18 protein-coding genes are annotated in these 21,079 nt (G+C 48.6%); 11 read left to right on the top strand and 7 right to left on the bottom strand.

Annotation, left to right across the window (positions count from 1 at the left end; translation table 11 throughout):
- Positions 1-273: 273 nt before the first annotated feature.
- The 3 genes from M977_RS06885 to galR form a co-directional block, all read right to left on the bottom strand.
- Positions 274-1,146, bottom strand: a complete 873-nt coding sequence (locus M977_RS06885) for a hypothetical protein (RefSeq protein ID WP_245163491.1) — start codon at positions 1,144-1,146, stop codon at positions 274-276.
- Between the two features lie 36 nt (positions 1,147-1,182).
- Positions 1,183-1,662 carry an Hcp family type VI secretion system effector gene (locus tag M977_RS06880; protein WP_064513447.1) on the bottom strand — a complete coding sequence of 160 codons (480 nt, stop codon included), beginning with the start codon at positions 1,660-1,662 and terminating at the stop codon, positions 1,183-1,185.
- Positions 1,663-1,898: 236 nt separating this feature from the next.
- On the bottom strand, positions 1,899-2,906 hold the full coding sequence (gene galR / locus M977_RS06875) for an HTH-type transcriptional regulator GalR (RefSeq protein ID WP_064513445.1): 1,008 nt from the start codon (positions 2,904-2,906) through the stop codon (positions 1,899-1,901).
- Positions 2,907-3,595: 689 nt separating this feature from the next.
- Between galR and aas the strand changes: the two genes are divergently transcribed.
- Both aas and lplT read left to right on the top strand, forming a co-directional pair.
- A complete protein-coding gene (gene aas, locus M977_RS06870; RefSeq protein WP_064513443.1) occupies positions 3,596-5,755 on the top strand; it encodes a bifunctional acyl-ACP--phospholipid O-acyltransferase/long-chain-fatty-acid--ACP ligase in 2,160 nt (719 codons plus the stop codon).
- On the top strand, positions 5,748-6,944 hold the full coding sequence (gene lplT, locus M977_RS06865; RefSeq protein WP_064513440.1) for a lysophospholipid transporter LplT: 1,197 nt from the start codon (positions 5,748-5,750) through the stop codon (positions 6,942-6,944). Before aas ends, lplT begins: the two co-directional genes overlap by 8 nt.
- A 38-nt stretch (positions 6,945-6,982) precedes the next feature.
- Here the strand turns inward: lplT and M977_RS06860 are convergent, their stop codons facing one another.
- From M977_RS06860 to mutH, 4 genes are all read right to left on the bottom strand, one after another.
- Positions 6,983-8,023, bottom strand: coding sequence for an NADP(H)-dependent aldo-keto reductase (locus M977_RS06860; protein ID WP_064513439.1), 1,041 nt, complete (start codon positions 8,021-8,023; stop codon positions 6,983-6,985).
- A gap of 278 nt (positions 8,024-8,301) precedes the next feature.
- Positions 8,302-8,520 carry a YgdI/YgdR family lipoprotein gene (locus M977_RS06855; protein WP_034457556.1) on the bottom strand — a complete coding sequence of 73 codons (219 nt, stop codon included), beginning with the start codon at positions 8,518-8,520 and terminating at the stop codon, positions 8,302-8,304.
- Between the two features lie 126 nt (positions 8,521-8,646).
- Positions 8,647-9,360 (bottom strand): TerC family protein, encoded by a 714-nt coding sequence (locus tag M977_RS06850; protein ID WP_064513437.1) that lies wholly within the window; start codon positions 9,358-9,360, stop codon positions 8,647-8,649.
- A gap of 75 nt (positions 9,361-9,435) precedes the next feature.
- Positions 9,436-10,122 carry a DNA mismatch repair endonuclease MutH gene (gene mutH, locus M977_RS06845; RefSeq protein ID WP_064513434.1) on the bottom strand — a complete coding sequence of 229 codons (687 nt, stop codon included), beginning with the start codon at positions 10,120-10,122 and terminating at the stop codon, positions 9,436-9,438.
- Positions 10,123-10,807: 685 nt separating this feature from the next.
- Between mutH and rppH the strand changes: the two genes are divergently transcribed.
- From rppH to recC, 9 genes are all read left to right on the top strand, one after another.
- On the top strand, positions 10,808-11,338 hold the full coding sequence (gene rppH, locus M977_RS06840; protein WP_034457550.1) for an RNA pyrophosphohydrolase: 531 nt from the start codon (positions 10,808-10,810) through the stop codon (positions 11,336-11,338).
- A gap of 12 nt (positions 11,339-11,350) precedes the next feature.
- Complete coding sequence (gene ptsP / locus M977_RS06835) at positions 11,351-13,597, top strand: phosphoenolpyruvate--protein phosphotransferase (protein WP_064513432.1); 2,247 nt, start codon at positions 11,351-11,353, stop codon at positions 13,595-13,597.
- Positions 13,598-13,925: 328 nt separating this feature from the next.
- A complete protein-coding gene (gene lgt / locus M977_RS06830) occupies positions 13,926-14,801 on the top strand; it encodes a prolipoprotein diacylglyceryl transferase (RefSeq protein WP_064513429.1) in 876 nt (291 codons plus the stop codon).
- A 6-nt stretch (positions 14,802-14,807) separates the two neighbouring features.
- A complete protein-coding gene (thyA, locus tag M977_RS06825) occupies positions 14,808-15,602 on the top strand; it encodes a thymidylate synthase (RefSeq protein WP_064513427.1) in 795 nt (264 codons plus the stop codon).
- A 184-nt stretch (positions 15,603-15,786) separates the two neighbouring features.
- On the top strand, positions 15,787-16,260 hold the full coding sequence (locus M977_RS06820; RefSeq protein ID WP_064513425.1) for a prepilin peptidase-dependent protein: 474 nt from the start codon (positions 15,787-15,789) through the stop codon (positions 16,258-16,260).
- A complete protein-coding gene (locus M977_RS06815; RefSeq protein ID WP_064513423.1) occupies positions 16,251-16,811 on the top strand; it encodes a prepilin peptidase-dependent protein in 561 nt (186 codons plus the stop codon). The genes M977_RS06820 and M977_RS06815 overlap by 10 nt, the downstream gene beginning before the upstream one ends.
- Positions 16,812-16,879: 68 nt before the next feature.
- On the top strand, positions 16,880-17,242 hold the full coding sequence (locus M977_RS06810) for a DUF2509 family protein (RefSeq protein WP_243839605.1): 363 nt from the start codon (positions 16,880-16,882) through the stop codon (positions 17,240-17,242).
- Positions 17,224-17,565: a prepilin-type N-terminal cleavage/methylation domain-containing protein gene (locus M977_RS06805; RefSeq protein WP_064513419.1), complete on the top strand. Its 342-nt coding sequence runs from the start codon at positions 17,224-17,226 to the stop codon at positions 17,563-17,565. The genes M977_RS06810 and M977_RS06805 overlap by 19 nt, the downstream gene beginning before the upstream one ends.
- A gap of 7 nt (positions 17,566-17,572) precedes the next feature.
- Positions 17,573-20,947, top strand: a complete 3,375-nt coding sequence (gene recC / locus M977_RS06800; protein ID WP_064513417.1) for an exodeoxyribonuclease V subunit gamma — start codon at positions 17,573-17,575, stop codon at positions 20,945-20,947.
- Positions 20,948-21,079 lie beyond the last annotated feature (132 nt).

The following is a 21,079-nucleotide window of genomic DNA, read 5'->3' as shown; positions in this document are numbered from 1 at the left end:
CCAATTATCGTTCCTTTTGTTAAAGGGGAAATCCCTTTTTTTAAAACCATACGGAGTGCAAAAAAGAATGTGTAAATAAAAAGAGGCATACCACTAATACTAATAATAATCTTTCCGTTGTATTCAACAATATCACTGAATGTGACTAATGACTTTATATGGTACTCCTTAGCGAGAAAAAAATAACATAAATAAAAGCTAAAGATATCACCATAATAAATATCCCCGAAAATTTAAATAAAAACCAGCGCAAAGCAGTATATTCTTTCATGCTTAAAACCCTCTGCCGGGGAGTGGGGTTGAAAATGGAGATAAGTGTTGGTAATCCCACTGACTCATTTTTTGTTGTGAATCTAGTGCTTGTTGTAATTTACTTTTTAGAGTGACAGATAAACCTAATTTATCATCTAAGCTGTTTAGAAATGAATTTAATATGACACCTGCTGTTATAATAACAAGGGCAGTAACAACTACTGGGATACCACCCACTGTTAACATGCCACCAATAATCCCAATCACAACGCTTGAAACAATTATTTTTGCTACATCCATTGTAATATCACCCAGGAAATCAACCAGGTGATAATCAGACTTGAATATAAATTCAATTGTGCGAAAGGCTAATGAGGCGTAAATACAGAACTTCGTTCCTTTTATAAGAGCAGACCCAAAGCCACGCATACCAATAGCCATTTCAAGAATTTGCGGGTTTGTCGCTCCGTAACGTGTGCCTGTCAATATACGCCGCAGTCCAGCATGGCCTGTGATTTTGATATATGCCTTACCATTTACGAAGTATTCTACGGCTTTTATTTTTAGGAACTTAAAATTAAAGACTATTTTTCCAGCAGGGCTATAGTAAGTGGTTAATTTACTGAGAGTGCGAAAGCCATCCAGGCCATCTTTAATATTTCCTGGCCCTAATTTGTAGGAGAAGAAGTAATCTAACCCGCCAAGTAACTCATCTGTTATCCCCTGTGCCTCCTCTACAGTGAGTAAAAGGATGTATCGACTTTCAGTAATAAAGTTTCCATTGATAGCTGCCATATCACGTAATACTGGATTCATACTTGGATAAGTTTGAAATCGATGCCCGTCACGTAGATGGTCCGGTCGTTTCTGATCTGCTTGTCTTAAATATGGCATGACACATTCCTTATAGTTAGCATTGCATACAGATAGTTAGAGGGTTCTTTCACACCACAGGCTGTATGTGCTTGTCCCTGCATCACAATGTTCCCAGGTTATCGTTTCATAACTAAAAGTGATTTTTTCCTGGGGTTCTGCACCATTATCCATAAGGTTATGAGGCACAATGAATTCAATATGTGCGATTCTGGCACCGGTAAGTTTGACTTTATAATAAAGATTATTCATTCCCACTCGGTTGGTGCGGTACAAGTCGAGATCACAAACCAGCTCTTCATTATCATTGATTGCCTTGGCTAATAAAGGTGAAGATTTATCTATGGGCTTGATGATCATCATTTCATGGTGATTCACGTTTTGAGCACGGGACATTGAATGAGTGACGGCATACACCATAATTTGGTCAAGATGAGCGATTTGTGCTTTGTTACCAATAGAGTCCAGTGATGAGCATCCGGCAGAGATCGAACCCTGTGTTTTCCCATTAATAGTTAAATAGGCTAGGTTTGACATATTATTCCTTTAATATTATTGATGTGAGTTATAATAATTGTGCGAGCGCGACTACTGCTGGGATTTTGGTCTTAATGTAAATCAAATGCAATAATAATATTTGGAAGGGTTTAGTTACTTTATTTGTTTATGCTATGTAGTTTATTAATTAACGATTGCTCTGGTATTTATAATGCCAATGGATAAGCGGAATTATTATTTCCAGCCAGAGATATTATCTGGCTGGTTCTGGATCTTTATTCACCCGCATACGCAATAACGGAGTGCCGGCGCACAAGCGTAGGGCTAAACATATGGGTGATTTCCGGTAATTCACGTTTTTCAGCCAGAGCCAGAGCCAGTTCAGCCGCCTGTTCTGCCATAGTAATAATTGGGTAGCGAACGGTTGTCAGGCGCGGGCGAACGTAGCGTGAAATCAGCACGTCATCAAAGCCAATCAGTGAAATCTCTTTTGGGACATCAATGCCGTTGTCGTTTAGAACGCCCATCGCACCTGCGGCCATAGAATCGTTATAACAGGCGACGGCACTGAAATGTTTCCCACGGCCTAATAATTCGGTCATGGCCTGTTCACCGCCACTTTCATCCGGCTCTCCGTAAGTCACTAAGCGATCATTCACCGTCAAGCCGTGCTCCGTTAGCGCATCGTAGTAACCCTGGAGCCGGTCATCAGCATCGGAAATCTGGTGGTTGGAACACAGATAACCAATTTTGGTATGGCCTTGCTGAATCAGATGTCGTGTCGCGAGCCACGCGCCATAGCGATCGTCCAGCGCCACACAACGCTGCTCAAAACCTGGCAAGATGCGGTTAATTACCACCATCCCAGGCATCTGCTTCATTAGTGAAATCAATTCACTATCAGGAATCATCTTCGCGTGAACCACTAATGCCGCACAACGATGGCGAATGAGTTGTTCAATGGCTTGGCGCTCTTTTTGTTCGTTGTGATAACCGTTGCCGATCAACAAAAAATTACCGGTGCGGTAAGCAACTTGTTCGACTGCTTTTACCATTGCGCCAAAGAAAGGGTCGGACACATCACCAACGATAAGGCCAATAGTTTCAGTGGTTTGCTGTGCCAGCGCACGGGCATTGGCGTTAGGGTGATAATTTAGCTCTTCCATCGCGCAGGTGACTGCCTGCCGTGATGCATCGCTGGCTTTTGGTGAATCATTAATGACACGAGACACAGTGGCGACAGAAACGCCTGCCAGTCTTGCTACATCCTTTATTGTCGCCATCGTAAATATTCCTTGGTGGGTAAACGCTTACACAACTTTAAGTGTTACGGAAAAGACGCGTCACTTCAAGGTCGCAACTGTATTCCCCGTCGCAAACCTATGCAAAATGGGGGCGTTTTTAGTGTAATCGTTACACTTAGCGAACACGGGAATTCAAGCGCAGCGGCAGACAGAGGCATGTTCTGGATTTTTAATGATTTCAAACTAAATCTTTGCTTACAGTTTGCAGCGTGCTGTTGCTATTTCGCCATGGCGAAAAGTATTCAGCCACTGCTACATTTGAAGTCCCAGAGGTATTGATAGGTGATGTCAGCATCTAATGCTGATCACATGATTTACACCAACCTGCGCGGATGCGCAGGTTTTTTTTGCCCAAAATTTGCCTGCCTGTAACAAGACGCGATGTTTTAAACACCTGGTTGCACTTTCCGCTAATTCTCTTGCTTTTTCTCGCTGGTGACACTGACTGGACTGAGCCACAATTCAGATCCCAGAGGTATTGATTGGTGAGAATTCTAGTTACGTTGTTAAGTACAATTCTTTTGCACCAACCTGCGCAGATGCGCAGGTTTTTTTTGCCTTTTTTTCAGACTCTACACACGTTCCGACTCTCGCTCCTATGCAGTTAGTCATGTAATCTGCCGCTACACTTAATTGCCTGCGGTTCATTAATGACAAAGGGAGTTGCTATGCTATTTGGTTTTTTCCGTACGCTTTTTCGTATTCTGTTCAGGGTGCGACTTCATGGCGATCAACAACTTCTTTCCCAATCACGCGTTCTGATTGTCCCCAATCACGTCTCCTTTATTGACGGAATTTTACTGGCGTTGTTTTTACCGGGGCGCCCGGTTTTTGCTGTGTACTCATCGATTAGCCAGCAGTGGTATATGCGTTGGTTAAAATCGCTAATTGATTTTGTGCCGCTTGACCCAACAAAACCGATGTCGATTAAGCATCTGGTTCGCCTGGTTGAGCAGGGCAGGCCGGTTGTCATCTTCCCGGAAGGGCGCATCACGGTGAGTGGCTCATTGATGAAAATTTATGAGGGCGCAGGGTTTGTTGCCGCTAAATCTAATGCGACTGTTATCCCTATTCGCATTGACGGTGCCGAACTGACATTTTTCAGCCGCCTGAAAGGGTTGGTCAAACGCCGCTTATTCCCGCGCATTAACCTGCACATTCTGCCACCTACTTCAGTTGCGATGCCTGATGCGCCGCGTGCCCGCGACCGCCGCAAAATGGCTGGTGAGATGCTTCATCAAATTATGATGGAAGCGCGTATGGCAGTGCGCCCTCGGGAAACATTGTACGAGGCGCTGCTTTCCGCGCAGTACCGCTATGGTGACCGTAAAAACTGTATCGAAGACATTAATTTCAAACCTGATACTTATCGTAGCCTGCTGACCAAAACGCTGTTTGTTGGGCGCATTCTGAATAAATACAGTGCGCCGGGCGAAACCATCGGGCTGATGTTGCCGAATGCGGCAATAACCGCAGCTGTGATTTTTGGTGCTTCATCGCGCGGACGGATTCCTGCAATGATGAACTACACAGCAGGCGTGAAAGGGTTGACCAGCGCGATTACAGCGGCTCAGCTAAAAACGATTTTCACTTCGCGCCAGTTCCTCGACAAAGGCAAGTTATGGCACCTTCCAGAGCAGCTCACGCAGGTGCGTTGGGTGTTCCTGGAAGATTTAAAAGCAGATGTGACGCTTAGCGATAAGCTATGGATATTCGGCCATTTATTCGTGCCGCATCTCGCTCAGGTAAAACAGCAGCCAGAAGATGCTGCGATGGTGCTGTTCACTTCAGGTTCGGAAGGGAACCCAAAAGGTGTGGTGCATAGCCATAAAAGTTTGCTGGCTAACGTTGAGCAAATTCGCACAATTGCCGATTTCACGGCCAATGACCGCTTTATGTCAGCGCTGCCGCTATTCCACTCTTTTGGCCTGACGGTAGGTTTGTTAACACCGCTATTCACCGGTGCGGAAGTATTTCTTTACCCAAGCCCGCTGCACTACCGCATTGTGCCGGAACTGGTGTATGACCGTAACTGTACCGTGCTGTTTGGCACCTCTACGTTCCTTGGCAACTATGCTCGTTTTGCTAATCCATATGATTTCTACCGTCTGCGATATGTCGTCGCAGGGGCGGAAAAACTTCAGGAAAGCACCAAACAAATCTGGCAGGACAAATTCGGCCTACGCATTCTAGAAGGCTACGGCGTAACTGAGTGCGCACCAGTGGTTTCCATCAACGTTCCAATGGCGGCGAAAGTCGGGACTGTGGGGCGAATTCTCCCGGCGATGGATGCCCGTCTGATGGCGGTTCCTGGTATTGAAGATGGTGGTCGGCTACAACTGAAAGGGCCGAACATCATGAAAGGTTATCTGCGTGTGGAAAATCCTGGCGTGCTGGAAGCACCGAGTGCTGAAAACGCACGGGGTGAAGTTGAACCTGGTTGGTACGACACGGGTGATATCGTCAAATTTGATGAAAACGGTTTTTGTGTGATTCAGGGACGAGCAAAACGCTTTGCAAAAATTGCCGGTGAAATGGTTTCGCTGGAAATGGTGGAGCAACTGGCACTCGGCGTTTCCCCAGAAAAAATGCATGCAACCGTTATCAAAATGGATGCAGCAAAGGGTGAGGCACTGGTGATGTTCACCACTGATAACGAACTTAACCGCGAAAAACTGCTGCAATATGCTCGCGCTAATGGTGTGCCAGAGCTGGCTATTCCGCGCGATATTCGCTACCTGAAACAGTTGCCTGTGTTAGGTAGCGGTAAACCCGATTACGTAAGCCTGAAAGCGCTGGTAGACCAGCCGGAGACACAGAATGCATGATAATGCCGTGAACGATACCTCAATCTGGTCCAGAGGTATGATGGCAGTTACCGGTGCGCAGTTTCTATCGGCGTTTGGTGATAACGCACTGCTCTTTGCCACGCTTGCGGTGCTGAAACAACAGTTTTACCCCGACTGGAGCCAGCCTGTTTTGCAGATGGTGTTTGTCGGTGCGTACATTCTGTTTGCTCCGTTTGTCGGCCAGATAGCTGATAGCTTCGCCAAAGGGCGGGTGATGATGTTCGCCAACAGTCTCAAACTGATGGGTGCGGCGATTATCTGCTTTGGCTTCAACCCGTTTGTCGGCTATACGCTGGTGGGCGTGGGGGCGGCTGCTTATTCACCCGCTAAATATGGCATTCTCGGTGAGCTAACCACCGGCGATCGTCTGGTGAAGGCTAATGGTCTGATGGAATCTTCGACCATTGCCGCAATCTTGCTAGGTTCAATGGCTGGCGGTGTGCTGGCCGACTGGCATATCGTGGCGGCACTTAGCGTGTGCGTGCAGGTGTACGCGGGCGCGGTTGTTGCCAACCTATTCATCCCCAAACTTGCTCCTGCGCGTCCTGGGCAGTCATGGCGCTTTACACCGATGACGCGCAGTTTCTTCACGGCGTGTCGCTCACTTTGGCACAATGGTGAAACTCGTTTCTCACTAGTTGGCACCAGTTTGTTCTGGGGTGCAGGTGTAACACTGCGCTTCTTACTGGTGTTGTGGGTACCAGTGGCGCTGGGTGTTACCGATAACGCGACGCCAACGTATCTGAATGCGATGGTGGCGGTGGGGATTGTCGTGGGGGCCGGTGCGGCGGCGAAACTGGTGACGCTTAAAACTGTAGCACGTTGTATGCCTGCCGGTATTTTGATTGGCGTTGGCGTACTGTTCTTCGCCATGCAAACCGCATTGCTGCCGTCTTATATGCTGCTGGTGCTGATTGGTATTATGGGTGGTTTTTTTGTTGTGCCGCTGAACGCATTGCTTCAGGAACGAGGGAAACATTCGGTTGGCGCGGGGAATGCTATTGCAGTGCAGAACCTCGGTGAAAATACCGCGATGTTACTGATGCTCGGGTTGTATTCGCTGGCGGTTAAAACTGGCGCATCGATAGTCGGCATAGGCATTGGTTTTGGCGCAGTGTTTGCGCTGGCTATTGCTGGATTATGGGTTTGGCAGGTTCGTCATAAATAGAGAGTTTCCCCTCTCCAATCGGAGAGGGGTTTTGCAGTTTAAGGTGCCGGGTAAGTATAAACGCGGTTCACCGCTTCCAGCTCTTCAATCACGTCTTCACTTAAGTCCAGATGTAGGCTCTCAAGGTTAGTTTTCAACTGCTCAAGTGTGGTAGCACCTAACAGCGTGCTAGCGACAAACGGCTGACGGCGAACAAAAGCCAGAGCCATCTGGGCCGGGTCAAGATTGTGTCGCTTAGCAACATCAACATAGGCGGCAACCGCATGCTGAGTCTGTTCACCGCTATAACGAGTGAAGCGGCTAAACAGCGTGTTGCGAGCGCCAGCAGGTTTAGCTCCGTTGAGATATTTACCGGTCAGCGTTCCGAACGCCAGACAGGAATAAGCCAGCAACTCCACACCTTCGCGCTGAGTAATTTCTGCCAGCCCCACTTCAAAGCTGCGGTTCACCAGACTGTATGGGTTCTGAATGGTGACAATGCGCGGTAAATCATGCTTTTCAGCAAGTTGTAGATAACGCATCACGCCCCATGGCGTTTCATTGGAGACGCCGATATAGCGGATTTTCCCGGCACGCTGGAACTCAGTTAGTGCTTCCAGGGTTTCAAGCAGGGTGACCGGTACGGCGTTATCGGTCCACGTATACCCCAATTTGCCAAAGCAGTTGGTGGCACGTTGTGGCCAGTGGACCTGATAAAGGTCGATATAGTCGGTTTGCAAACGCTTCAGGCTGGCATCTAACGCATCACGAATATTTCTGCGATCCAGTATTTGATTTGGGCGGATGCCGGCATCGTTGTTACGGCTTGGGCCACTGACTTTTGTGGCGATAATCAGTTTTTCGCGATTCGCGCGCTGCTTTAACCAGTTACCGACGTAGGTTTCTGTTAAGCCTTGGGTTTCCGGGCGAGGTGGCACAGGGTACATTTCTGCGACATCAATCAGGTTAACACCCTGGCTGATTGCGTAATCGAGTTGTTCATGAGCATCGGCTTCGCTGTTTTGCTCACCAAACGTCATGGTTCCCAGCCCTAGCGTACTTATTTCAAGAGAGCTATGGGGGATACGGTGATAGTGCATAGCCGCTTTCCTTATTCTTCTGTCTTATCCGTCAGGCAAGCACCCGACAAAAAATAGACTAATACCCAAAATAATTCGAGCTGCATCGCGGCGGCAAGTGAATTAATCCCAATGAGCTTACATAAGTAAGTGATTCGGGTGAATAAACGTAGCCAACAATGATGCAGCTTGAAGTATGACGGGTATAAACATGGCAGAGGTAAGGGAAAAGCGGAAGGGGGGAAGTGAAGAAAAAGTGTTACAGGCCAGCGAGGCGCTGACCTTATATGCTGTATTTACTAACGTTCAATAATCTGTGAAACATCATCGCGATTAATCTGCATCTCATTGCCTTGCTGATCGCGATAGCTAACCAGACCGGTGTCGTCATCGACTTGCGGTTTACCATCAGTCAAGATCATACGGCCATCTTTGGTTGCCATCACGTAATCGCTGCTACAACCTGAAACCGCAAATGCCAGACCGACAGCGGAAATTATAACTGCCCATTTTTTCATTGTTATTCGCCTCGTGTGGTGTGGAATGACATATACAGTCTAGTAATAACTCGGGCAACCGTTAAAAGTAAGCAGTAAATTCTTAAAAAAAACAGCGGGGAAGCGAAAATGCTTCCCCTGAGACGACTAAAGAGGGTTCTTTTTGTTGCGAATAAGATTCAGCGTTTCTACAGCTATTGAGAAGAACATCGCAAAGTAGATGTAACCTTTCGGCACATGAATATCGAAGCCTTCCAGAATCAGAGTAAAACCGACCAGCAACAAGAAAGACAGCGCCAGCATTTTCACCGAAGGGTGGCGTTCCACAAAATCACCAATCGATTTTGCAGCAAACATCATCACCATTACGGCAATCACCACGGCTGCCATCATAATAAACAGATGATCGGACAGGCCAACGGCTGTAATGACTGAATCCAGACTGAAGATAATATCCAGCAGCATTATCTGCACGATTGCGCCAAAGAAGGAGTGAACGTTGGTTTTAATTCCTTCCTCTTCACCTTCAATGGACTCGTGAATCTCTTTACTCGCTTTCCAGATTAAGAACACGCCACCTAATGTCAAAATGAGGTCTCGTGCCGAGAACGCATGGCCCATCACGGAAAACAGTGGGTGAATTAAGTGCGTCATCCAGGCGATAGACGCCAGTAACACCAGACGCATAATCATCGCAGCACCCAGTCCCAGGCGGCGGGCTTTGGCTTGTTGTGCTTTGGGCAGCTTCGCCACGACAAGTGAAAGGAAGATGATATTGTCGATACCCAGTACGATTTCCAGAATCGTCAGGGTGCCCAGCGCCATCCACGCGTTAGGGTCGGTAATCCATGCAAACAACATTAAACAAATCCTGCCTGAAAATATAAAACGCCAATTATAAACGCCAGCCAGGAACAGGGTGCAAGTTAAATGAATCTACAACGAGAAATGATTAGCCAGTAAAGAGGCGGTAAAGTTCTTTTTCAGATAAAAACCACGCGGGAGTGTAAGAATTGGCGCGCCATCTGCACCGAATGCATTGGTTAGCGCTTTGCTGTTGGCGGCTTTGGGGCGTAACTGCAACACTTCTCCGTGGCGTGCGGTGATGCGCTCAACCTGGCCGAGCACAATCAAATCCATTAATTCTTCCCAATCCTGACGCAACTGCTGCTCTTCCTCTTCGGAAGGAGCCCACAGCAAAGGGGTGCCAATATGCCGCTCAGCAAGGGGGATTTGCCGCTCTCCTTCAACCGGAACCCACAGCACCCGTTTTAATTTGTGGCGCACATGGCTGGTTTCCCATGTCACCCCGGTGTTGCCGGTGAGCGGGGCCACGCAAACAAAAGTAGTTTCCAACGGGCGGCCAAATCTATCCACAGGGATGGTTTTCAGCTCAATTCCTAATGCTGCGAAATCTTGTTCAGGTTTGCTACCGGCACTGGCACCCAACCATAGTTCGAGCAAAACACCGATCCAACCTTTGTCACGCTTTAGATCCTTTGGGATCGGCAATCTGGCTAGAGCTGCCAGTTCACCTAGCGTATAACCTGCCAGCCTCTGAGCTTGTGTCAGTAAAATCTGTTCGTTTTCTGGAGGGTTAACTAAGGGATTGAGTGTTTGCATGATGTCTTGTTACTGGTTGGTCAAAAAGTGAACGCGGTTTACCCACAACGTGGAAATAGTTTAGCGTCTCGGGGATAAGAATGACAATGTACTGATTTTGCATCACTTTTATCGCCTAAAATTTTCACTTATCAATTCTTCAAAAACCTTTTCCCATTCTGGTCACCGGGAGTGAACAGGATCTTACACCGGGTTATCCACAGAAAAATGGGATAAGTGATAAAAAAGCTCACTACTGGTTCGATTTACAGCCTTGACTGGGGATGAAACCCAATTTTTCGACGGAATGTGACTAACTTGTTGGCACAATCTGTGGATAAAAACGTCATTGGTCGATCTTTCATCAGCGTGAGATCTTAGTGTGTGATGATCGTCACATTACTGAGCTGGGAGTTATTCATTCTATCTTTATTACACTGAATATATTGAATATTTTATTTCATCTTTTTAACGAGCTTCAGGAGTTATCCTAAGTTGTCCCGAGTGTATAAGGTAGTTCTTCACAGTTATATCCACAGAAAAAGTGAATAAACTGCGAGGCCCATCCACGTTAATGTTTATAACTCGGTCATATTTTGTGAGTTATTCAAATGTTATTCCTTCTGAGAAGCGTTACACAGTGGTTTACCGTCTAGCGCTTGTATGAAACAATCGCCCTAATCTAAGTTTGTTTTGAGGTAGTCCGGTGATCGATGATGATGGCTACCGCCCGAATGTTGGTATCGTAATCTGTAATCGGCAGGGTCAAGTAATGTGGGCCAGGCGTTTTGGTCAACATTCCTGGCAGTTTCCGCAAGGTGGCATCAATCCTGGCGAATCCCCGGAACAGGCAATGTACCGGGAACTTTTCGAGGAAGTGGGTTTACAGCGAAAAGATGTCCGAATACTCGCCTCGACCCGAAACTGGTTACGTTACAAGTTACCTAAACGTTTGGTGCGTTGGGACACAAAGCCGGTTTGTATCGGCCAGAAACAAAAATGGTTTCTCTTGCAGTTGATCAGCAGCGATAACGATATCAATATGCAAACCAGTAGTACCCCAGAGTTTGATGGTTGGCGTTGGGTTAGTTATTGGTATCCGGTTCGTCAGGTTGTCTCCTTTAAACGCGATGTTTATCGTCGGGTGATGAAAGAGTTTGCCAGCGTCGTAATGCCGCTACAGGAAGTTGCGCCACCACGTAATAACGCGCCTGCATGGCGACGTAAAAGAGGTTAAGTCACGCGAAAAATGCTCACCCGTCTGCGAGAAATAGTCGAGAAGGTTGCCAGTGCCCCGCGCCTCAATGAGGCGCTGGATATTTTGGTTACAGACATCTGCCTTGCGATGGATACCGAGGTATGCTCGGTTTATCTCGCAGATCATGACAGGCGCTGCTTTTATCTGATGGCAACACGTGGCCTTAAAAAGCCACGTGGTCGCACCATTACACTCGCATTTGATGAAGGCATTGTCGGACTGGTTGGGCGTCTTGCAGAGCCGATAAACCTTGCGGATGCGCAGAAGCACCCAAGTTTTAAATATGTTCCTGCAGTAAAAGAAGAACGTTTTCGCGCCTTCCTGGGTGTTCCTATCATCCAGCGTCGCCAGTTGCTGGGTGTGTTGGTAGTACAACAACGGGAGCACCGGCAATATGATGAAAGCGAGGAGTCTTTCCTCGTCACGCTCGCCACACAAATGGCGGCAATCCTCTCTCAATCACAGCTAGCTGCCTTATTTGGTCAATATCGCCAAACGCGTATTCGTGCGTTGCCTGCATCTCCAGGTGTGGCGATTGCCGAAGGTTGGATGGATTCAACACTTCCGTTAATGGAGCAAGTGTCTGAGGCATCTACACTCGATACGACACTTGAGCGTGAACGTCTAACTGCTGCTCTTGAAGAGGCTTCTAACGAATTTCGTCGCTATAGCAAACGCTTTGCAGCGGGGGCTCAGAAAGAAACTGCGGCCATCTTTGACCTCTATTCTCACCTACTTACCGATGCCCGACTTCGTCGTGAACTATTCGAAGAGGTGGATAAAGGGTCGGTGGCAGAATGGGCAGTTAAAACCGTCATCGAAAAATTTGCGGAGCAATTCGCAAGCCTCAGCGACAGCTACCTAAAAGAACGAGCGGGCGATCTCCGCACGCTCGGTCAACGTCTGCTATTCCATCTTGATGACAACATTCAGAGCCCAAATACATGGCCTGAACGCTTTGTGCTGGTGGCTGATGAGCTATCTGCAACCACGCTCGCTGAGTTGCCGCAAAACCGCCTGGTTGGTGTTGTTGTGCGCGATGGTGCTGCGAACTCGCATGCTGCAATCATGGTGCGGGCGTTGGGTATTCCAACCGTCATGGGGGCTGATATTCAGCCTTCAGTGCTGCATCGCCGCACGTTAGTTGTCGATGGCTACCGCGGTGAACTGCTGGTTGACCCTGAAACCGTGCTGTTGCAGGAATACCAGCGGCTCATCACCGAAGAAAACGAACTCACCCGCCTGGTTGAAGACGACGTTGATCAGCCAGCGGCATTGAAAAGCGGCGAACGCGTTCAGGTAATGTTGAATGCGGGTCTTAGCCCGGAACATGAACAACTGCTTGGCAGCCGGATTGATGGTATCGGGCTTTATCGCACCGAAATCCCCTTCATGCTGCAAAGCGGCTTCCCATCGGAAGAAGAGCAGGTCGCCCAGTATCAGGGCATGTTGCAGATGTTTAACGAAAAGCCGGTCACGCTGCGTACGCTTGATGTCGGTGCCGACAAACAACTGCCGTATATGCCAATCAGTGAAGAAAACCCGTGTCTGGGCTGGCGAGGTATTCGTATCACGCTTGACCAACCCGAGATTTTCCTCGTGCAGGTGCGCGCCATGCTGCGTGCTAACGCTGCCACTGGCAACCTGAGTATTCTGCTACCGATGATCACTAACATCGACGAGATTGATGAGGCACGTCGTCTGATTGATCGCGCCGGGCGTGAAGTAGAAGAAGTTCTGGGTTATGAAATACCTAAGCCGCGTATTGGCGTGATGGTTGAAGTCCCTTCGATGGTATTTATGATGGGGCACCTTGCCAGTCGGGTTGATTTTATCTCTGTGGGCACCAACGACCTGACGCAATACTTGCTGGCCGTCGATCGTAATAACACTCGCGTTGCAAGCCTGTATGACAGCCTTCACCCGGCAATGATCCGTGCGTTGAGCCACATTGCGAAAGAGGCGGAACGTAACGGTATTGACCTATGTTTATGTGGTGAAATGGCGGGTGACCCGATGTGCGTGGCTCTGCTGGTTGGTATGGGTTATCGCCATTTGTCGATGAACGGCCGCTCGGTGGCTCGCGTCAAATATCTGTTGCGTCACATTAGCCTGGAAGAGACACAGCAGCTTGCGCAGCGTAGCCTGGAGGCTCAATTATCGACAGAAGTGCGCCACCAGGTAGCTTCCTTCATGGAACGCCGGGGTATGGGCGGGTTGATTCGCGGCGGGCGCTAATTTCTGGCCCATCAGGCTATTTTATTTGTATTTTGAACCCGGGCAGTGTTCACAATCCTCACGTACTACATGTACGCTCCGGTTGTGGCGCGCTGTCCGTGTCCAAAATGCCTGCAACAATAACGCCTACTGGAATAGGTACTAAGCCGGCGGTCTGTTCACCCTCCCCATCTGGCATTACATATCTTTTACAACTTCACCAGCTTAACGGACTTAACCCTTGAGCCCTTTGTGCTATGATCCGCTGCTTTCGGAGCGCATCCGCACAGATGCGTACTTGCAACCCATCGTCGACTTTCGGTGGGGTAACAATGGTTTGTGGTGACAGATGAATAGTGGCTATCTGCATTTCCCTGAATTTGACCCGGTGATTTTTTCCGTCGGGCCAGTCTCTTTGCACTGGTACGGAGTGATGTACCTGGTTGGTTTCGTGTTTGCTATGTGGCTTGCAGGTCGTCGCGCCAATAAGCCAGGTAGCGGTTGGACGAAAGACGAAGTCGAAAATCTGCTTTATGCTGGCTTCCTTGGGGTATTCCTCGGCGGACGCCTTGGTTATGTTTTCTTCTACAACCTGCCATCCTTCCTTGCTGATCCACTGTATCTGTTTAAAGTCTGGGATGGCGGTATGTCCTTCCATGGCGGACTGGTTGGTGTTATCTGCGTGATGATTTGGTTTGCGCGCCGTACTCGCCGCTCATTCTTCCAGGTTGCTGATTTTATTGCACCATTGATCCCATTTGGTTTGGGCGCAGGCCGCTTGGGCAACTTCATCAATGGTGAACTGTGGGGCCGTGTTGATCCTAACTTCCAGTGGGCGATGCTGTTCCCGGGCTCCCGCAGTGAAGATATTGGCCTGCTGGCGACTCACCCTGAATGGCAGTCGCTGTTTAATACCTACGGTGTCTTACCACGTCATCCTTCTCAGCTTTACGAGATGGTTTTGGAAGGTATCGTGCTGTTCATCATTCTTAACATCTTCATCCGTAAACCGCGCCCAATGGGGGCTGTATCCGGCCTATTCCTGATTGGCTATGGTGCTTTCCGCATTATCGTTGAATTCTTCCGCCAGCCGGATGCACAGTTTACCGGTGCGTGGGTGCAGTACATCAGCATGGGGCAAATCCTCTCGATTCCGATGATTGTCGCCGGTGTGGTAATGATGGTTTGGGCGTATCGTCGTCGTCCGCAGCAACAGCTTTCGTGAGGAAACATGCAACAGTATCTTGATTTGATGAAACATGTGCTGGAAAACGGCACTCCAAAAGATGACCGCACTGGCACCGGTACGCTGTCGATTTTCGGTCATCAGATGCGTTTCAATTTACAAGATGGTTTCCCGCTGGTTACCACTAAACGCTGCCATCTACGCTCCATTATTCATGAACTGTTATGGTTCCTGAAAGGTGACACTAACGTTGCTTATCTGCATGAAAATAACGTCTCTATCTGGGATGAATGGGCAGATGAAAATGGCGACCTTGGCCCAGTGTATGGCAAGCAGTGGCGCTCTTGGGCAACGCCAGATGGCCGCCATGTTGACCAGTTAACAACCGTGATTAACCAGCTTAAAAATGACCCGGACTCGCGCCGTATTATCGTTTCGGCGTGGAATGTGGGTGAGCTGGATAAAATGGCCCTGGCTCCATGCCATGCGTTCTTCCAGTTCTATGTGGCTGACGGAAAACTTTCCTGCCAGCTCTACCAGCGCTCATGCGACATCTTCCTTGGTCTGCCATTTAATATCGCCAGCTATGCGTTACTGGTGCATATGATGGCGCAGCAGTGCGACCTGGAAGTGGGGGACTTTGTCTGGACCGGTGGTGATACCCACTTGTACAGCAACCACCTCGAACAAACTCGTTTGCAGCTAACGCGTGAGCCACGTGCCCTGCCAAAACTGGTGATCAAGCGTAAACCTGAATCACTGTTCGATTACCATTTCGAAGATTTCGACATTGAAGGCTACGATCCGCACCCTGCGATCAAAGCGCCAGTCGCTATCTGACGACTGACAGCCTGCCATAACCGGTGCCATTTGTGCGCCGGTTTTTTTTGCCTGAATTTCGTCTTTGCGAGCCTCTTTCCAGCACTTTTGCAACCTGATGAAACAGTAAAACTATCCTTCGAGTCACCCCGAAAAATAGTTCTTTGGCTGTGGCGAAGAATTTTTCGGCTGGCACACTGCCGCCATGAAAACAAAACAACAAGGCTTTAGCCTGATAGAAATGATGGTGGTAATGATCATTGTTGCGGTACTTGGCGCAGGTGGTGTGTTTGGCTGGCAACAGTGGCAGCAGCAGCAACGGCTGTGGATAACCACCCAACATGTCCGCAATTTGCTTGAACAACTACGAAGTGATGCTAACTGGCATAACCGAGACCATCTGTTAGTCGTGAAGCGAACAGAAAAAATGTGGTGTCTTACTAGTAAGTTGGTGGAGGACAGTGAATGTCATTCTGACAAACGCTGGCGATTGATCCAGCCTTTTACTGATGTTGATATCACTGAGATAACGCCAGGTATGGGGTTTTATGGATTGAGAAATACCGCCTGGCCTGGACATATCATGTTGCAAAGCTTGGCTGGTAAATGGCGGGTTGTTCTATCGGCTCAGGGAAGAGTTCGTGTATGCGAGGTTATAGGGAGCAACAAATGCAGTTAAATCCGCAGGGATTCACCTTACTGGAAACGCTCATTGCAATGGCATTAAGTAGTATTGTTTTGCTAGGTGCAGGACGGTTATTTCCAGCTCTGCAACAAGCAGTATTGCAGCAATATCAAAAAGAAAGCCTACAAGAGTCACTCTGGCAGTTGGCGTTCAGTTTGGGGAAACAGTTGCAAAGAGCAGGCTACTGTCACGGAAGTTGCCAGGGTGATGGGTTGATACTGCGCAAAGAGGGCGGATGCGTTTTGTTGCAATGGGATAGCAATAGTAATGGGCGCTGGGAGCCCTCCAGCCATGCCGAGACTGAATTGGCAGGCTATCGACTAAACGGTAGCAATCTGGAATTTATGCGCGGAGCTACCAGTTGTGAAGGGAGTGGCTGGGAGAAAGTATCCGATCCAGCAATAATGGCTATACAGAAATTCTCGGTGACCCGCCAGGCTCGTCACTCAATGCCTCCGCTGTTAATAATTGAACTGGAAGCGGCTTTCAAAAAAGGCCAAAACCTGGTGTCTTTGCGCCATATCGTAGTGGGATATAACTTGTGAGTGGGCATCCTGAGCGGGGAAATATTACCCTCGGGTTCGTGCTGCTGTTGTTTGCGCTGGGGTTATTAATGCTAGGTGGATTACAACGACAGTTAAGTCACCAGCGTCACTTAGTCGCCAGCGAAGTGGGTTTTCTTAAGCAATATGCTGCTGCTATTTCTGCTCAAGCCTGGGGAAGTCAGTTAACCTGGCAACCTCAGCAAACCTGGCAGTGCCAGCAAGAAATAGAAAAAGGCTGGAAAGCCTGCGTCTTATTGGTCGAGAGAAATGAGGTGCTGATGGCGGTGCGTGGGACTTATTCAGGGGCGCAATTGCCACTGACACTGTGGCGATGGGGTGTTGTAGATAATTCACATTGGTTATCGACCCCTCATGGCTGGCTGGATTTTTGCCCTTTAGCTGAGGTGCCCAGATGTCAGTTACCACAGTAAAATCGTTAGAGCGCGGATTTAGCCTGATAGAAGTGTTGTGTGCTATGGCACTATTTTCAGTGGTGATGCTGGCTCTGCTGGGGTATTACCGGGTATTACAACAAGGTTTTCAGTCGCAATGGCATTCTCGCCAGCTATGGCGTTTAGCCGTAGAAATGAGCGAGCCTGATGTGCCATTGCCAACAGATGGATGGAAAGTCAGTCGACAGCAGACATCAGCGGCGGGATGTGTCAGCATCGCCGTTACTATTATTAGCCCTGGCGGGCGAACCGGGCAGCTATCGCGGCTACATTGCCCGCAAAAAGAGAAAAGTCAGGAGTAGCGATTCTATGTTGCGTGTTTACCATTCCAACCGGCTGGATGTGCTGGAAGCAATTATGGAATTTATTGTGGAAAGGCAACCATTGCCGGACCCTTTCCAGCCTGAAGTTGTATTGGTGCAAAGCACCGGTATGGCTCAGTGGCTACAAATGACGTTGGCACAAAAATTTGGTATCGCAGCGAACATTAGCTTCCCGCTTCCAGCCAGTTTCATCTGGGATATGTTTGTCCGTGTGTTACCAGACATTCCTGAGCAAAGTGCTTTCAACAAGCAAAGTATGAGCTGGAAATTGATGACGCTCATCCCCACGATGCTTGAGCAGCCTGAATTTTCACTGCTGAGTCAGTATCTTGAAGAAGATGATAATGGGCGAAAACTCTCCCAGTTAGCCTCAAGAATTGCTGACCTCTATGACCAATATTTAGTTTATCGGCCTTCATGGTTAAGCCTGTGGGAAAAAGGTGAACTCGCAGACAATGTGGGTGAAGCCCAATTGTGGCAGGCCCCGCTGTGGGCTGCGTTGGTAAGGCATACGCAAGAACTTGAACAGCCGGAATGGCACCGTGCAAATCTCTATCAACGTTTCATTGATACTCTGGAAAAAAGCAGTGAATGCCCGCCGGGCTTACCAGCGCGTGTATTTATTTGTGGTATTTCGGCATTGCCACCGGTTTACCTTCAGGCGCTACAGGCACTTGGTAAGCACATTGACGTGCATCTGCTGTTTACCAACCCTTGCCGCTACTACTGGGGCGATATTAAAGACCCCGCTTATCTTGCACGTTTGATCAGCCGTCGACGTCGTAGCCACGCGCAGCGAGACATCACGCTGCCACTGTTTAAAGATTGCGATACCGCCTCAGCATTGTTCAACGATGATGGTGAGCAAGATATTGGCAACCCACTACTGGCCTCATGGGGGAAGTTGGGGCGTGATTACACGTACTTGTTAGCTGAATTACAGCGTTTTGAAGAGATTGATGTATTTGTCGATATTGAGCCTGACAACGTGCTGCGCAATGTGCAGTACGATTTGCTGGAGCTACAAAACAATGCTGTCACCGGATTAACCGAAGAAGAGTTTGAACATAGCCATAAGAAACGCCTTCTTGCCCTTAATGATCAATCAGTGACATTCCATGAATGTCACAGTCCTCAGCGTGAAGTCGAAGTGCTGCACGATCAGCTGCTTGCGATGCTGGATGCTGATCCGTCGCTAACACCACGAGACATTATCGTGATGGTGGCCGATATCGATAGCTACAGCCCATTTATCCAGGCCGTATTTGGTAATGCTGTTGGTGAGCGCCGCTTACCCTTTGCTATTTCTGACCGTCGCGCCAGGCAGGCTCACCCGGCTCTGCAGGCGTTTATTTCTCTACTTTCCCTTCCTGATAGCCGTTTCGCAGCACAGGATGTTCTTGCGCTGCTTGAGGTTCCCGCACTGGCTGCTCGCTTCTCAATTAACGAAGAAGGGCTGCGCTATTTGCGCCAATGGGTCAATGAATCTGGGATCCGTTGGGGAATTGACGACGACAATGTGCGTGAATTGGATCTTCCCGCAACCGGGCAGCACACTTGGCGCTTTGGTCTCACGCGTATGCTGTTGGGTTATGCAATGGATAGCCAGGCGGGTGAATGGCAGTCAATTCTCCCTTACGATGAGTCGAGCGGTTTAATTGCTGAACTTGTCGGGCAACTGGCTGAATTATTAATGCAGTTGAACATCTGGCGTAGAGAGCTCTCTGTAGCTCGGCCATTAGCCGAATGGACAACAGTCGGCCGCGACATGTTATCGAGTTTCTTCTTGCCTGATACTGAAACAGAAGGTGCGTTGGCGTTGATTGAACAGCAGTGGCAAGAGATCATTAAATATGGTCTTGAGTCGCGTTACCAGGAGCATATCTCGCTGACGTTATTACGTGACGAGCTGGCCCAGCGCCTCGATCAGGAACGTATCAGTCAACGTTTCCTGGCCGGGCCAATAAACTTCTGTACCCTGATGCCGATGCGTTCCATTCCTTTCAAAGTTGTGTGCTTGCTTGGTATGAATGATGGCGTTTATCCGCGCACGTTGGCGCCACTTGGGTTTGATCTAATGAGCCAGAAGCCGCAACGTGGTGACCGTAGCCGCAGGGATGATGACCGTTACTTATTCCTTGAAGCCCTCAATTCGGCGCAATTACGTTTTTATATCAGCTATATCGGGCGGTCTATTCAGGACAACAGCCAACGCTACCCTTCAGTGCTGGTTGACGAATTATTGGACTACATCGCGCAAAGTCATTGCTTGCCACAGGATACGGAACTCACCTGTGATGAAAGTAGTGAGCTTGTGAAAAAGCATCTGGTCCAGCGGCATTTTCGCACTCCTTTTGAGGCTGGTAATTTTTTGCCAGGAGCGCTAGTACAAAGCTATGCCAACGAATGGCTGCCAGCTGCAAGTGAGCAGGGCCATGCCCAGGTGGCATTTATTCAACCATTACAAGAAGAGAGCCAGGAAGTCATTACGCTCGACCAATTGCAGCGTTTCTGGCGTCATCCTGTACGAGCGTTTTTCCAGATGCGCCTGGGTATCCATTTTCGACTTGAAGAGAGCGATTTACCCGATGCCGAGCCGTTCACATTAGATAGTCTGGAGCGTTTCCAGATGAATCAGGAACTGCTCAATACTTTGGTTCAGGAAGGTGACACACAGCAACTATTCCGCCGCTACCGTGCTGCAGGCTCGTTGCCGTATGGAGCTTTCGGTGAGATTTTATGGGAAACCCAGTTAACAGAAATGGCTGAACTGGCGCAAAAAGTGAGAGCCGAACGGCAAAACGGTAACAGCCTGGAGGTCTCGCTAGATTTAGACGGAACAAGGCTTGAAGGTTGGTTGTCGGATGTGCAGGCTGATGGCTTATTACGCTGGCGTCCTTCCATCCTCAATCCGGCACACGGTCTGCAGCTATGGATTGAACATGTTGTCTGGTGTGCATTGGGAGGCGATGGCGAAAGCCGACTGTACGGACGGGATTCAACAGAGTGGAAATTCCCTGCACTTGATGTGACCCAGGCAAAAAGCTATCTCCAGCAACTTATTGATGGTTATCGGAAAGGATTGGTACAACCGCTCTTATTGCTTCCCATGAGTGGTGGAGCATGGATAAAAGCCTGTTATGAACCCGCAAATGATGCCATTTTATGGGATGAGCAAACGCAACAGAAAGCCAAAAGTAAACTGTTGGCGGCCTGGGAAGGGAATCAGAGAGTTGAAGGTGAGGGGGCCGATATGTGGTTACAACGCCTATATCGTACGCTTGAGCCTGATTACTACGAGGCGATTATGAGAGAGGCAGAGCGCTACTTACTGCCGCTGTTTCGTTTCAATAAAGCTTAAATGGCTGTATAAAAATTGCACAACCCGGCGGGTTCATCTATGATGCGCTACTTGCTCAGGGTTGGCGAAAAAAGAAACAACTAAAATTGCAGATTGTTTTTAAAAGTTGTTAATGATGAGTGAGTTAGGAAG

This window comes from Buttiauxella gaviniae ATCC 51604, assembly GCF_001654835.1.
In the GTDB taxonomy this organism is placed as follows: domain Bacteria; phylum Pseudomonadota; class Gammaproteobacteria; order Enterobacterales; family Enterobacteriaceae; genus Buttiauxella; species Buttiauxella gaviniae.
This window is presented reverse-complemented; position numbering and strand designations above follow the sequence as displayed.